Annotated in this window: 13 protein-coding genes; 9 read left to right on the top strand and 4 right to left on the bottom strand. The window is 75.5% G+C overall.

What is annotated here, in order from left to right; all coding sequences use genetic code 11:
- Positions 1-96 precede the first annotated feature (96 nt).
- Both ACYVAP_RS02850 and ACYVAP_RS02845 read left to right on the top strand, forming a co-directional pair.
- Entirely contained in the window at positions 97-456 is a 360-nt protein-coding gene (locus ACYVAP_RS02850) for an ArsR/SmtB family transcription factor (protein WP_498859432.1), read from the top strand.
- A 1-nt stretch (position 457) separates the two neighbouring features.
- Entirely contained in the window at positions 458-1123 is a 666-nt protein-coding gene (locus ACYVAP_RS02845) for an SRPBCC family protein (protein WP_498859431.1), read from the top strand.
- A 312-nt stretch (positions 1124-1435) separates the two neighbouring features.
- On the opposite strand, the gene ACYVAP_RS02840 is transcribed toward ACYVAP_RS02845, so the two are convergent.
- Complete coding sequence (locus ACYVAP_RS02840; protein ID WP_498859430.1) at positions 1436-2965, bottom strand: dihydrolipoyl dehydrogenase family protein; 1530 nt, start codon at positions 2963-2965, stop codon at positions 1436-1438.
- Between the two features lie 78 nt (positions 2966-3043).
- On the opposite strand from ACYVAP_RS02840, the gene ACYVAP_RS02835 reads away from it, so the two are divergent.
- The 3 genes from ACYVAP_RS02835 to ACYVAP_RS02825 all read left to right on the top strand — a co-directional run bounded on the left by ACYVAP_RS02835 (position 3044) and on the right by ACYVAP_RS02825 (position 8201).
- Positions 3044-3871 carry a Cof-type HAD-IIB family hydrolase gene (locus ACYVAP_RS02835; RefSeq protein WP_498859429.1) on the top strand — a complete coding sequence of 276 codons (828 nt, stop codon included), beginning with the start codon at positions 3044-3046 and terminating at the stop codon, positions 3869-3871.
- 65 nt (positions 3872-3936) lie between these two features.
- Positions 3937-5094, top strand: a complete 1158-nt coding sequence (locus ACYVAP_RS02830; RefSeq protein WP_264451697.1) for an exonuclease SbcCD subunit D — start codon at positions 3937-3939, stop codon at positions 5092-5094.
- Complete coding sequence (locus ACYVAP_RS02825) at positions 5091-8201, top strand: sbcc family protein (protein ID WP_498859428.1); 3111 nt, start codon at positions 5091-5093, stop codon at positions 8199-8201. The genes ACYVAP_RS02830 and ACYVAP_RS02825 overlap by 4 nt, the downstream gene beginning before the upstream one ends.
- A gap of 18 nt (positions 8202-8219) precedes the next feature.
- Here ACYVAP_RS02825 and ACYVAP_RS02820 read toward each other — a convergent pair whose 3' ends face one another.
- Positions 8220-8699, bottom strand: a complete 480-nt coding sequence (locus ACYVAP_RS02820) for an Lrp/AsnC family transcriptional regulator (protein WP_498859427.1) — start codon at positions 8697-8699, stop codon at positions 8220-8222.
- 74 nt (positions 8700-8773) lie between these two features.
- Between ACYVAP_RS02820 and ACYVAP_RS02815 the strand changes: the two genes are divergently transcribed.
- Positions 8774-9640, top strand: coding sequence for an AzlC family ABC transporter permease (locus tag ACYVAP_RS02815; RefSeq protein ID WP_498859426.1), 867 nt, complete (start codon positions 8774-8776; stop codon positions 9638-9640).
- A complete protein-coding gene (locus ACYVAP_RS02810; RefSeq protein WP_498859425.1) occupies positions 9633-9959 on the top strand; it encodes a branched-chain amino acid transporter permease in 327 nt (108 codons plus the stop codon). Before ACYVAP_RS02815 ends, ACYVAP_RS02810 begins: the two co-directional genes overlap by 8 nt.
- A gap of 51 nt (positions 9960-10010) precedes the next feature.
- Here the strand turns inward: ACYVAP_RS02810 and ACYVAP_RS02805 are convergent, their stop codons facing one another.
- Positions 10011-10688 (bottom strand): VanZ family protein, encoded by a 678-nt coding sequence (locus tag ACYVAP_RS02805; RefSeq protein ID WP_498859424.1) that lies wholly within the window; start codon positions 10686-10688, stop codon positions 10011-10013.
- 133 nt (positions 10689-10821) lie between these two features.
- Here ACYVAP_RS02805 and ACYVAP_RS02800 point away from each other — a divergent pair, with 133 nt between their 5' ends.
- On the top strand, positions 10822-11814 hold the full coding sequence (locus tag ACYVAP_RS02800) for a beta-ketoacyl-ACP synthase III (RefSeq protein WP_264451692.1): 993 nt from the start codon (positions 10822-10824) through the stop codon (positions 11812-11814).
- Between the two features lie 79 nt (positions 11815-11893).
- Positions 11894-12406 (top strand): DUF456 domain-containing protein, encoded by a 513-nt coding sequence (locus ACYVAP_RS02795; RefSeq protein WP_498859423.1) that lies wholly within the window; start codon positions 11894-11896, stop codon positions 12404-12406.
- On the opposite strand, the gene ACYVAP_RS02790 is transcribed toward ACYVAP_RS02795, so the two are convergent.
- Positions 12407-13363, bottom strand: a complete 957-nt coding sequence (locus tag ACYVAP_RS02790; protein WP_498859422.1) for a LysR family transcriptional regulator — start codon at positions 13361-13363, stop codon at positions 12407-12409. It abuts the gene before it with no gap.
- Positions 13364-13372 lie beyond the last annotated feature (9 nt).

Raw genomic sequence — 13372 nt, 5'->3', positions numbered from 1 at the left:
ACTCTGTCTGCCCCGAGCACTCTGCCCGCCCCGTCCGCTCTCCCTTCCCCGCACTTAAGCGTTGACTTATATGACGCGAATGGGCAGGATGGCCGCGTGCACGCGCTCGACGTCCTCGGCGACCCCGTGCGGCGACGGATCCTCGAGCTCCTCGTCGCGGGCGGGGAGCGCAGCGCGGGCGAGATCGGCGAGGTGGTCCAGGCGGAGTTCGCCATCAGCCAGCCCGCCGTCTCCCAGCACCTGAAGGTCCTGCGCGAGCACGGCTTCGCGAGCGTCCGCCCCGAGGGCAGGCGCCGCCTCTACGCGGTGGACCCGCGCGGGCCCGCCGAGGCCCGGCAGTGGCTCACCCCCTTCGAACGCTTCTGGCTCCCGAAGCTCGACGCGCTCGGCACCGAGATCGCCCGCGGGAAGCGGCAGCGCCGCCTCGCGACCCCACCCCACGAGAAGGAGACCTGACATGGTCGACGTCCCCACCCAGCTCGCCTCCGTCAGCCGTGCCTACCGCGTCGAGGAGCGCGACGGCGAGCCCCAGCACGTCCAGACCCTCGAGCAGGACTACCCCGCCGCCCTCGCGGACGTCTGGGAGGCCGTCACCACCGCGGAGCGCATCGCCCGCTGGTTCCTCCCGATCTCCGGCGAGCTGCGCGAGGGCGGCCGCTACCAGTTCGAGGGGCAGGCCGGCGGTGAGGTGACCAGCTGCGAGCCCCCGGCCGACGGCGCCGCCGCCTACTCCGTGACCTGGGAGGCCATGGGCAGCGTCTCCTGGGTGACCGTGCGCCTCGAGGCGGTCTCCGAGGAGTCCACCCGCTTCGAGCTCGAGCACAGCAGCACGGTCGCCGACGTCCCCGCGGAGATGTGGGAGACCTTCGGACCCGGCGCGACCGGCGTGGGCTGGGACGGCGGCCTGCTGGGCCTCTCCCTGCACCTCGGCGGCGTCGAGGGCTCGCTCGGCCCCGCGGAGGCGGAGGCCTGGGCCGGGACCGAGGTGGGACGCGCCTTCTACCGCGGCGCGGCCGACGGCTGGGCCGTCGCCCACACCGCCTCCGGCGAGGACCCCGAGGTCGCCCAGCGCAACGCGGACGCGACCTACGGCTTCTACACGGGCACCGGCCAGGAGGGCTGATCCCACGGCCGCCGGGGCCACGTCCCGGCGGCCGTGCCCGCCCAGTGCGGCCGCGCCCGCCCCGCACGGCTCACACGGCGCGGGCGATCACCACGAACTCGCGGCCCGGCCGGTCCGGCGCCTCCCGGATCTCCCGGACATCGGGACCGGCCTCCGCGAGGGACGCGCGCAGCTCGGCCTCGGTCCGGAAGCGGAGGGTCGAGGTCGTCGCGCTCGCCGTCGAAGGCGTCGTAGCAGGCGGCGAGTCGGGGACCGGTGACCAGCGGTTTCCTGGCCCTTGCTGCGGCGGTCGCCGCCGACCCCGGTCGCCCCTCAGCGCACCCGGAACTCGCGGGGCAGCTCCTCGAGCAGCCGCAGCCAGATCTCCGAGGCCGCCGGGTAGCTGGCGACCGCGTGCCGCAGCACGCTGACCGGCACCCGGCCCACGATCGCGACGGTCGCGGCGTGGATCAGCTCCCCGGCCTCGGGGCCCACGAGCGTCGCCCCGAGCAGGGTCCGCGAGGCGGCGTCGACGACGATCTGCGCGGTCCCGGCGGCGTCGTCCCGCAGCAGCGCCGTGCCGGCGGCGCCGGTGAAGGGCACCTGCGCCGTGACCACCTCATGACCCGCCTCCCGCGCGGTCCGCTCGGTGAGCCCCACGCGGGCCACCTGCGGGCCGGTGAAGATCACCTGCGGGACGGGGACCTCCTCGGGGACCGGCTCCGTCTCGTCGGCCTGCCCGCTTCCGCGCAGCGCCTCCGCGCGGATCGCGGCGCCGAGCACGCGGGCGCGGTACTTGCCCCAGTGCGTCAGCGGCGCCTCCCCGCTCGCATCGCCCACCGCCGCCAGCCACGACGGCAGGCCGCCGGAGGTCACGTCCTGCGGCGTGAGGCCGAGGGCGTCCAGGCCCAGGTCGTCCAGCCGCGGGCGGCGCCCCGTCGCCACGAGCACCTCGGCGGCGGTGAGCGTGCCCGCCTCGCCTGCCGCGTCTCCGCCGCTCAGCTCGAGCGTCACCTCGCCGCCGTGCACGCGGCCCAGGCCCGTCGCCTCCGCCCGCTCGCGCCGTGCCGACGCGACGGTGGTCCCGGTGAGGACGGTGACGCCCGCGGCCTCGAGCGCCTCACGCACGTGGACGCCCGCGAAGGGCTCCTCCGCGCCGAGCAGGCCCTCGCCCCGCACGATCACGGTCACCTCGCTGCCGAGCGCCGCCATCCAGGTCGCCGCCTCGACCGCGACCACGCCGCCGCCCACGATCGCGAGGGAGGCCGGCACCTCGACCACGCCCGTCGCATCCCGCGAGGTCCACGGCTCGATGCCGGTGACGGCCTCCGGGATCGCGGGGACGGAGCCGGTCGCGATGACCACCCGGCGCCGGGCGCGCACGGTGACCGCATCGGCGCCCGCCGCCGGTCCCTCGCCGGGGCCGACCCGCAGCTCCCGCTCTCCCGTGAGCACGGCGTGCCCGCGCACCACGCGGATCCCCGCGCCCTCGGCCCAGGAGACCTGGCCGGCGTCGTCGTAGCCGGAGACCCAGGCGTCACGGCGGGCGAGCAGCGCCGCCGGCTCGATCCGCGGGGTGGTGAGCCCGTCCAGGTGGGCGGCCGTGTGCGCGACGTCGATCGGGCGCAGCAGGGCCTTGGAGGGCATGCACGCGAAGTAGGAGCATTCCCCGCCCATGAGCTCGCGCTCGACGATCACCGCGGTGAGGTCCGTGCCCTCGATCGCGTACTGGGCGAGGTTCTCGCCCACCGGGCCGCCGCCGATCACGACGACGTCCGCGGTGACGGTCTGCGGGTCGGGGCGATCCTCGGGGGTGGTGCTCTCGGTGGTGGTGGTGGACGGGCCCTGCGCGGCGGTGCTCATGGCGTCACGCTACGCGCGTCGGCGGGCCCGTGGTGGGGTGCGGCGGAGGGGGACAGAGCGCGCCGGTACTCTCCGAGGGTGACCTTCCGACTCGTCGCCTCCGACCTCGACGGCACCCTGCTCCGGGACGACGGGTCCGTGGCGCCCCGCACCCGGGCCGCCCTCGACGCGGTGCGCGCCGCCGGCGCGGCGGTGATCCCCGTGACGGCCCGGCAGCCGATCGGCGTGCGGGCGATCGCGGCAGCGGCGGGGTTCGAGGGCCGCGTGCTGTGCAGCAACGGGGCACTGTGCGTGGACATGGGCACGGGGGAGACGCTCTGGGAGGAGACGGTCGCCGTGGCCGCGCAGCGGGAGCTCGCCCACGCCCTCCGGCGGGCGGTCCCCGGCGTGCTGTTCGCGAGCGTCCGGGACAGGGGCGAGGTGTTCGTCGCCGAGGAGGACTACATCGCCGGAGTGCGCTACGCCGACCACAAGCGCGACCCGGCGACGATGATCCCGGCCGGGTGGGACCTCGTCACCGGCACGGCGAGCCTGAAGTTCCTCGCCCGCCACCCCGCGCTGCCGGCCGACGCCCTGCTCGAGGCGGCGCGGTCGCTGGGCGTCGAGGGCGTGGAGCTCACCCATTCGGGCGCGCCGTTCCTCGAGGTGCAGCCCGCCGGGATCACGAAGGGCGCCGCGCTCGCCCGGCTGTGCGACGCGCTGGGCGTGGCGCGGGAGGAGGTTCTGGCATTCGGCGATGCCCCGAACGACCGCGACATGGTCGCGTGGGCGGGGTACGGCGTGGCCGTCGGCAACGCCGCGGGCGAGGTGCGGGAGGTCGCGGCGGAGGTCACCGCGAGCAACGAGGACGACGGCGTCGCGCAGGTCCTCGAGCGCCTGCTGGCCGGCGGCGCGTTCGGGCGCTGAGACGCGCCTTCCACAGCGGCGGCGGTGGTCCTCGCTCGTCGGCCCCCGCTCGTAGGCTCGGGGGCATGAGGATCCTGCACACCTCGGACTGGCACCTGGGCCGCACCCTGCACAAGGTCGACCTGCACGAGCACCAGGCCGCGTTCCTGGACTGGCTCGTGGGGACCGTGGTCGAGCGCGCCGTGGACGTGGTCGTCGTCCCCGGCGACGTCTACGACCGCGCCGTCCCCGCCGTCTCGAGCGTGCGGCTCCTGGACCGGGCGCTCGCCCGCCTGGCCGAGCACACCACCGTCATCATCACGCCCGGCAACCACGATTCCGCGGACCGTCTCGGGTTCGGCCGTGAGCTGATGCGCGCCGGGATCCACCTGCTCACCGACCTCCCCGGCATCGAGCACCCCGTGAGCGTCGAGGACGAGCACGGCGAGGTGCTCTTCTTCGGCCTGCCCTACCTCGAGCCGGACGTCGCCCGCACCGCGCTCGTCGGCCGGGAGGAGGCGCCGCTCGCCCGCAGCCACGAGGCCGTCACGCGCACGGCCCTGGACCGGGTGCGGGAGCGGGCGGCCGCGCACCCCGGGGCGCGCACCGTGGTCCTCGCCCACACCTTCGTCACCGGCGGCGAGGGCAGCGACTCCGAGCGGGACCTCTCCGTGGGCGGCGTGGACTCCGTGCCCGCCGGGGTGCTGAGCGGCATCGACTACCTCGCGCTCGGCCACCTCCACGGCTGCCAGGACCTCACGGCGAGAGTCGGCGCCCCCGCCTGGTACTCCGGGTCGCCGCTCGCCTTCTCCTTCTCCGAGCGCCGCCACCGCAAGGCCGTGCTGCTCGTGGAGCTGGGGGAGCGGGGGCAGGTCGAGGTCGAGCGCCTCGCGACGCCCGTGCCGCGGCGCCTCACCGAGCTGCGCGGCACGCTCGAGGAGATCCTCGCCGAGGGCGAGGAGCACGGCCGGGACTGGGTCAAGGCCGTCGTCACGGACCCCGCTCGCCCCGCCCACCTGCAGGAGCGGCTGCGGGAGGCGTTCCCCGAGCTGCTGCTCACCGAGTACGCGCCGGAGGGCCGCGAGCAGGGCGCCGCCGCCCCCGTGGTGCGCCGCGAGGCGGATCCGCTCGAGGTCATGGACCAGTTCCTCACCGACGCGACGGGCGGCGCCCCGAGCCCCGCCGAGCACGACGTGCTCGAGCAGGCCTATGCGCACGTGCGCCGGGAGCAGGCCGCCTCGTGAAGCTCCACCACCTGCGCCTCACCGCGATCGGTCCCTTCGCCGGCACCGTCGACGTCGACTTCGCCGCCCTCGGCGCGAGCGGCATGTTCCTGCTCGAGGGGCCCACCGGATCCGGCAAGTCCACGATCCTCGACGCGATCGTCTACGCCCTCTACGGCCAGGTCGCCGGCAGCGCCACGAGCACCGATCGCATCCGCTCCCAGTTCGCCGGCCCCACCGAGCCGAGCGTCGTGGACCTCGTGTTCGAGACCGGCGCCGGGATCTTCCGGGTGCGCCGCAGCCCCGAGTTCCAGCGCCCCAAGCAGCGCGGCACGGGCACCACCAAGGAGCAGGCCAAGGCCGTGCTCTGGCGGATCGGCTCGCCCGAGCTCATCCCCGCCGTGGTCGCGGACTCCGCCGGCGGCGGTGCGGGCCTCGAGGTCGTCGCGACCCGCATGGACGAGGTGGGCCGCGAGATCCAGCGCGCCGTGGGCCTCAGCCGCGAGCAGTTCACGCAGACGGTCCTGCTGCCCCAGAACGAGTTCGCCCGCTTCCTGCGCGCGGGCACGGCCGAGCGCCAGCAGGTGCTCCAGCGGGTCTTCGGCACCGAGCTGTACGAGCTGGTCGAGAAGCGCCTCGCCGAGATGCGTGTCGATGCGAACAAGCAGGTCACTGCCGCGAAGGAGACGCTCGGCCGAGCGCTCGCGCGCTTCGTCGAGGCGACCGGCGTCGAGGGGGAGCAGGAGGCGGCCCTCACCGGGCAGGCGCAGGCCCTGCGCCCGGAGGCGCTCGCCGAGGGGGCCGACGCCGCCCTCGCCGGCGTCACGACGCGCGCGCAGGAGGCCACGGCCCGCGCGGCCGCGACGCAGCAGGCGGAGCAGGCGGCGCGCACCGCCGCCGAGGCCGCCGCCCTCGCCGCCCGCCGCATCGACCGCCGCCGCGAGCTGAAGTCCCTCGCGGCGCGGCTCGAGGAGCAGAAACCCGCCGTCGACGGGGCACGCACCGCCCTGTCCCGCGACGAGGCGGCCCGGCCGGTCGTCTCCGCGCTCGGGCGCCGCGACGAGGCCCGCGCCCGCGCCGCCGCCGCGATCGAGGCGCTCGCCGACCTCGCCTCCCGCACCGGCGAGGAGCGCCCCGACCTGCTCGCGCTGCTGCCCGACGGCGCCGCCGGGACCGACGGGACGGCCGACGGCTCCCGGGCCGCGGAGGCGGACGCCGCCCTCGCCGCCGCCGTCCAGGAGTCGACCACCGCGGCCGGCGCCCTCGCCGATCTCGTCGCCCTCGAGACGGGGCTCTCCGCCCGGGAGAAGGCCCTCGACGAGGAGCGCGAGCGGATCGCCGCCTCCCGCACCGCCCTGGCCTCGGCCACCGCCCTGCTCGAGGCGCGGCCCGCCGCCCGGGAGGAGCTCGTCACCGCGCGGGACGAGGCCCGCACCCGTGCCGCCGGCCTCGCCGACGCGCGGCTCGCGCAGGCCACCGCGACGGAGCAGGCGACCGCCGCCCGCGCCGCGCAGCAGCAGACCGCCGCCGTCCGGGCCGCCCTCGAGACCCGGACGTCGGCGCTGGCCACCGCCTCGGCCGCCGCCGAGGCGGAGGCCGAGCTGCGTCGCCGTCGCTACGCCGGGATCGCCGCCGAGCTCGCCGTCGCCCTCGAGGACGGCGACCCGTGCCCCGTGTGCGGCGCCCTCGAGCACCCCCACCGCGCGGACCCGGCGGAGGACGCCGTGAGCCCCGAGCAGGTCGAGGCCGCGGAGGCCGCCCGGGTCGAGGCAGAGGCCGCACGGTCCCGCGCCGAGCAGGCCCACGCCCTCGCCGAGGAGAAGCTCGCGCGCCTGCGCGAGGCCGCCGGTGAGCTCGAGCCCGATGCCGCCCGCGCCGCCCTCGAGGCCGCGACCACCCGGGTGAAGGCCGCGCAGGAGGCGCAGGAGACGGCCTCCCGGCTCGAGCAGCGGATCACCGCCCACGACGCCGAGACCGAGCAGCTCACCCGGCGAGGCCAGGCGGACGACCTCGCCCTCTCCCGCGCGGAGACGGCCCTCGAGGCCGCCGCGACCGCGATCGGGAAGGACCGGGAGCGGATCGTCGAGGCCCGCGGGGAGGACGGCAGCGTCGGCCACCGGCGCCGCGCGCACCTCGCCCGCGCCGCCGCCGCGACCACGCTGCGCGACGCCCTGCGCGCCCGCACCGAGGCCGAGGAGCGGGCCCGCGAGGCGGAGGAGGAATCCACCAGCGCCCTCGCCGCCGCCGCGATCGCCACGGACGAGCAGGCCCGCGCCGCCGTGCTCGAGACCGCCGAGCGCAGGCGCCTCGCGACGCTCCTCGAGGCCCGCGCCGTGGACGAGGCCCGCCTCGCCGACGGCCTCGCCGAGGAGGGCGTCGCGGGCGCCCCGACGACCGACGCCGCCCTCGAGGAGGCACTGGCCGCGGTCACCGCGACCGCGCAGGCCCTCGCCGCCGCCCAGGCGGCCGCCCGGGAGGACGGCGCAGCCGCGGCGCGCCTCGAGGCGGTCGCCGAGCGCGGCCGCACCGCCCGTGCCGCCCTCGACCGGGCGATCGACGAGGTGCGCAGCGTGAGCGAGCGCGCCGGCGTGATCGTGCGCGTCGCCGATCTCGCGACGGGTCGCTCGGCCGACGGGGAGCGCGTGCAGCTGTCCACCTACGTGCTCAAGTGGCGGCTCGACGCCGTGGTCGAGGCGGCCAACGCGCGCCTGGCCCTGTTCTCCGGGTCGGAGCTCGAGCTGCTGCGCGACACCGGCGCCCGCGGCGCCCGGAAGACGGGACTGGACCTGCTGGTCATGGACCGCCGCACCGATCAGGTGCGCGTGCCCGAGACCCTCTCCGGCGGCGAGACCTTCTTCGTCTCCCTCGCGCTCGCCCTCGGTCTCGCGGACATCGTCATGGGGGAGGCCGGCGGCGTGCAGATGGAGACCCTCTTCATCGACGAGGGCTTCGGCTCCCTGGACCCCGAGACGCTCGAGACCGTGGTCCGCGAGATCGGGCGCCTCGCCGAGGGCGGCCGCACCATCGGGATCGTCAGCCACGTCGGCGACATGAAGGCGCAGATCGCCGAGCAGATCCACGTGCGCCGCGGCGAGGGCAGCCGCTCCACGCTCACCATCACCGCCTGAGCGGCCGGTCCCTGCCGCTCAGCGCTTCGCGGCGGCAGGAGCGGCCGCCGTGGGCCGCCAGCTCTTCAGCACCTTCATCGCGAAGCGGGAGGAGATCTTCGAGACGCCCGGGATCGTGATGACCTCCTCGGTGAGGAAGTGCTCGTACGCCTCGAGGCCCGCGACGGCGACGCGCACGTAGTAGTCGGGCGAGCCGAACAGCCGGTACAGCTCGACCACCTCGTCGAACCCCTGCATCGTCGTCTCGAAGCGCTCGACGGTGCCGCGGTCGTACGCGGTGAGCTCCACGTCGAGGATCACCTCGAAGCCCTGGCCCAGCGCCCCCGGATCCACCTGGGCGGTGTAGCCCTGGATGACGCCCTCCGCCTCGAGCCGCTGCACACGGCGCAGGCACGGGCCCGGCGTCAGGTGCACGGCGTCGGCGAGGGCGACGTTCGAGAGCCGCCCGTCCCGGCGCAGGTAATCGATGATTGCGCGATCCGTCTCGTCCAGCTGCATACATTGCACTGTAGTGCTCCGAGGTAGGGAACTACGCAATCGCGGCGCGGGCCTGCGCTGGAATGATTGCTGGTATGACAGAGATGCTGAACTCGGTGGGCCGACGGTCGGCCCCTGATGACGCCCCGGAAGCCGCCCTCGACCCCGCCGTCGTCCCCGAGGCCGCCGCCGTCGCCGTGCCCGAGGCCGCCCCGCCGGCAACGAGCCCGCGCGGCGAGTTCGTGACCGGCATGCGGCTCTCCTTCGCCGCGGGCCTCGGCATGATCCCGATCGGCGTCGCCTTCGGCATGCTCGTCATCCAGGCCGGGCTGCCCTGGTGGGTCGCCCCGGGCCTGTCGACCCTGCTCTTCGCCGGCTCCGTCGAGCTGCTGCTCGTGGGGCTCATGGCGGCCGCGACCCCGCTCGCGACGATCGCGGTGACCGTGCTGCTGGTGAACCTGCGCCACGTGTTCTACGCCTTCTCCTTCCCGCTGCACGTGGTGCGCCACCCGCTCGCCCGCTTCTACGCGGTGCACGCCCTCATCGACGAGGCCTACGCCGTCACCGCCTCGAGCCCGGGCACCTGGACGGCGAAGCGGCTGCTGGGCCTGCAGGTCTCCTTCCACGCCTACTGGGTGGGCGGCGGCCTGATCGGCGTGCTGCTCGCCTCCGTGCTCCCCGGCCCGGTCGAGGGGCTCGAGTTCGCGCTCTGCGCCCTGTTCCTCACGCTCACGCTCGACGCCTGCCGCTCCCGCGCGCAGGTGCCCTCCCTGCTGCTCGCCGGGCTCTCCCTCGCGCTCGCACTCGTGCTGGTCCCCGGCGCCGCCCTCTTCGCCGCGCTCACCGGCTTCGTGGTGCTGCTCCTGCTGCGGTCCCTGCTCGCCCGGCGCCGCGGGGACCCGGCCCCGTCGGCCCCGCCGGCCCCGCACACCCCGTCGGACCCGGAGGCCGGGCATGTCTGAGACCACCTACCTCCTGGCCGTGATGGTGATCGGCTTCGGCATCACCTTCGCCCTGCGGGCCGTGCCCTTCGTGGTCCTGCAGCCGCTGCGCGACTCGCCGCTGGTCGCGCAGATGTCCCGCTGGATGCCGGTGGGGATCCTCGCGATCCTCGCCGTGTCGACCCTGCGCAGCTCGATCGGCGCGGACCTCGCGCACGTGCTCCCGGCCGCTGTCGCGACGGCCGTGACGGTCCTCGTGCACCTGATCGGCGGGCGCCGCACGCTGCTGAGCGTCGGCGCCGGGACGGCGACCTTCGTGCTGCTCGTGAACCTGACCTGAGCGGCGGCGGGCACGCGACCGGGCAGTCCGTCGGCTCCGACGGTCAGCAGCTCAGCGCCGGCGCCCGGAGTCGTCCCGCCCGGCGATGTCCTCGAGGACGTCGATCTCGCCGGTGCGCGACCAGTGCCGCTCCTCACGGCCGAACAGCGGCACCCCGAGCCGCGTGAGCAGCGGGGCGAGCATCGCGCCGATCCATGCGCCGAGCGAGTTCGAGAAGACGTCGTCGATGTCCGCGATCCGCACCCCGCAGGGGTAGAGGCCCCAGGCGCCCGTGTACTGGGTCGCCTCGATGAGCACCGAGAGCATGACGCCCATCGCGAGCGCCGTCGTCACGTCGAGGCGGAACACTCCGCGCAGGATCGCGCCGAGCGGCACGAACAGCACGATGTTGGCGATCAGCTGCAGCGTGGGCCAGGCGATGAGCAGGCCGATGCCGGTCGTCCCCGCGCTGTACGTGTCGATGATCTGCGTGATCGCGTGGAAGGGGACCGCGCGCAGCTCCCCGCCCACGCGCCGGCTGCAGGTGACCGCGACCTCGTAGGCGGGGGCGACGGTGAGCCCCGCGAGCGCCATCGTGTACACGCAGATCGCGGCGACGCCGATCAGGCGCAGGGGGCGCCAGCGGCCGAACCGACGGCGCTGCAGCAGCACGGCCACGGGGCTGATCAGCACGAACACCCCGAGGCCGCCCACCACGCCCACCAGGGCCAGTCGCGCCAGCTCGTTCACGCCGGGCACGCTACGGCCGCCCGCTGGGAACTGTCCCGCAGGCCCGAGGTAGCTCACACCGGGTGGGCGTCCCCGCCCGCCCGGGCGCGCAGGGTTCTACGATCTCCTCGTCCCCCCGACGGCAGGAGCCACCATGACGACCACGCCCGGCGCCGCCCCGCGCGCCTTCGCCCACCCCGCCCCCGCGGCGGGCTCCCGGATCGTCGGGACCGGCCACTACCGGCCCGAGCGCGTCATGACGAACACGGACCTCGAGAAGCTCGTCGAGACGAGCGACGAGTGGATCGTCCAGCGCACCGGCATCGAGGAGCGCCGCATCGCCGCGGAGGACCAGGACGTCGCGGACCTCGCCGCGGAGGCCGGCCGGATGGCTCTCGCCGACGCGGGCGTGGACCCCTCCGAGGTCACCCAGGTCATCGTCGCCACCTGCTCGAACCTCGAGCGCTCCCCGAGCGCCGCAGGCCGCGTCGCCCAGCTGCTGGGCCTCACGGACCCCGCCTCCTTCGACGTGGGCGCCGCCTGCTCCGGCTTCGAGCACGCGCTCGCCGTGGCGGACATGTCGATCCGCTCCGGCACCTCGACCACCACGCTCGTCATCGGTGCGGAGAAGCTCTCCCAGGTCACCGACTACACCGATCGCACCACGTGCATCCTCACGGCCGACGGCGCCGGCGCGATGGTCCTGCGCCCCAGCGACGAGCCGACCATCTCGCCCGTCGTCTGGGGCAGCGTCCCCGATCTCGCGGACGCCGTCACCATCAACGGCGAGGGCCCTTACTTCGCGCAGGAGGGCCGCAAGGTGCTCGGCTGGGCGCTGCGCGAGGCGCCGAAGATCTCCCGCCGCATCGTCGAGGCCGCGGGCCTGACGATGTCCGACATCGACGTGTTCGTGCCCCACCAGGCGAACCTGCGGATGATCGAGCCGCTCGCCGCCGCGCTGGACCTGCGGGAGGACGCGATCGTCGCGGACGACATCGTCACCTCCGGCAACACCTCCGCCGCGACGATCCCCCTCGCGATCTCCCGCCTCCGCGAGGCCGGCCGGATCCCCTCCGGGGCGACCGCGCTGCTCGTCGGCTTCGGCGGCGGGTTCTCCTGGGCCGGTCAGGTCGTGCGCCTGCCCTGAGCCGGGCCCGTCCGGGGCGGCCGCATAGGATGGCGCCCGCCCGCCGCTCGCCCGTCCGTCCCCGCCCCCGGAGGTCCCCGTGGTCGATTCGCTGACCGTCCAGGTCGTGGTGACCGTGCTCGTCGCCCTCGCCTACGCGGTGGGGCTCATGGGGATCATCGTGCCGGTGCTGCCGGGCACGATCCTCATCGTCATCTCGACTCTCGTCTGGGCGATCGTCATCGGCGGCTGGCCGGCCTGGGTCGCCTTCGCGATCGTGCTGGTGCTCGGCGCGATCGGGATGACCTGCAGCTACGTGCTCACGGGGCGCCGTCTGAAGGCGCACGAGGTGCCCACCTGGCCGCTGCTCGTCGGCATCGCGGCGGGCATCGTCGGCATCTTCGTGATCCCGTTCCTGGGCCTGCCGATCGGCTTCATCGCGGGCCTGTACGTCTCCGAGGCGCTGCGCCTCAAGGACGCGCGCCGCGGCCTGACCAGCGCCTGGGTCGCCGTGAAGGCGCTGGGCACGGGGATCCTCGTCGAGTTCTCGCTCGCGATGCTCTCCACGATCACCTTCGCGATCGCGGTGACGGTCCACGTCGTGACCCGCTGATCACCCCAGCGGGACGAGCGGCCGCGCCCCCGGCGGCGGGGTCGCCGGGGTCACGGCCTCCGCCTCGGCCGTGCCGGGAGAGGGGGTCCCCAGCAGCTCGAGCAGCAGCACGGCGGGGACGTCGGCGTGCGGGCTGATCGGGCTCACCGCGCCCACCGTCCACTCCGGGGACTCCGCTCCGGGCAGCGGGATCGTGCGCAGCGTCGCCGCCTGCGGCTTGGCCGCCACGTGCCGGGGGACGATCGCCACGCCCAGGCCGCGGGAGACGAGGTCGAGGAGGGTGTGCACGTCGTTCACGCTGCAGCGCACCCGGCGCGTCACCGCATGCGCGGCGAGCAGCTCGTCGTTGAGGGTGCGCACTCCCCACGAGGGGCTGAAGTCCACGAAGTCACGGCCCGCGAGGTCGTGCCAGCGCAGGGGCGTGCGCGAGGCGAGGTCGCTGTCCGTGGGGACGACGAGCACGAGCGGCTCGCCGCCCAGCGGCTGGTGGCGCAGGGAGGTCGGCGGGCGCGTGGTCGCGACGAAGGCGACGTCGAGGGTCCCGCCGCGCACCGCGTCGACGAGCTCGTGGGAGCCGGACTGCGCGAACTCCGTGGCGACGCCCGGGTAGCGGCGGTGGAAGCGCTCGAGCAGCGAGGAGACGTCCACGAGCCCCAGGCACTGCTCCGCGCCCACGCGCAGGGAGCCGCTCACCGTCCGGGTCGAGCGCACCACGGCGTCGCGCGCCCGCACGGCCTCGTCGACCATCGCCCGGGCGTGCGGCAGCAGCGCCTCCCCGGCGGCGGTGAGCTCCACCCGGCGTGTGGTCCGGTCGAACAGCGGCGTGCCGAGCTCCGACTCGAGGCTGCGGATGGCGCTGCTCAGCCCCGACTGCGACACCCCGGTGAGGGCCGCGGCCCGCGTGAAGTGGCGCTCCTCGGAGAGGGCCAGCACGTACTCCATCTGCCGTAGATCCATTGATCGGTC

The organism is Brachybacterium horti (assembly GCF_054777615.1).
This window is presented reverse-complemented; position numbering and strand designations above follow the sequence as displayed.